This window comes from Bacillus sp. AFS031507 (genome assembly GCF_002584635.1).
Classification (GTDB): Bacteria; Bacillota; Bacilli; order Bacillales; family Cytobacillaceae; genus Neobacillus.
The window spans coordinates 1-356 of the sequence record NZ_NUOW01000078.1 but is presented as its reverse complement, the minus strand read 5'-3'; the positions used below and the strand labels follow the sequence as shown (position 1 = coordinate 356).

2 tRNA genes are annotated in these 356 nt (G+C 42.4%); both read left to right on the top strand.

From position 1 onward, the window contains the following. The first annotated feature begins 22 nt into the window (after positions 1-22). A tRNA-Pro gene (locus COE25_RS29380) sits at positions 23-99 on the top strand. Positions 100-119: 20 nt separating this feature from the next. Beyond that, a tRNA-Ala gene (locus tag COE25_RS29375) sits at positions 120-195 on the top strand. Positions 196-356 lie beyond the last annotated feature (161 nt).

Sequence of the window (356 nt, the reverse complement as noted above, 5' to 3'; positions counted from 1 at the left end):
AATCTCTCAGGGCGCACTTTTACGGGAAGTAGCTCAGCTTGGTAGAGCACTTGGTTTGGGACCAAGGGGTCGCAGGTTCGAATCCTGTCTTCCCGACCATTCTTTACTTATAACTTTATGGGGCCTTAGCTCAGCTGGGAGAGCGCCTGCTTTGCACGCAGGAGGTCAGCGGTTCGATCCCGCTAGGCTCCACCAAAAAATTTAATTATTTTATTGACACAGTATTAACAATCTGTTAATATAATAAAGTCGCACAAACGACATGAGATTGTTCTTTGAAAACTAAACAAACAAGACGTGTAAACAAACAAAAAAATATTAGTGGATCTTTCGTATGAAAGTGAAGCTAAGCCAAC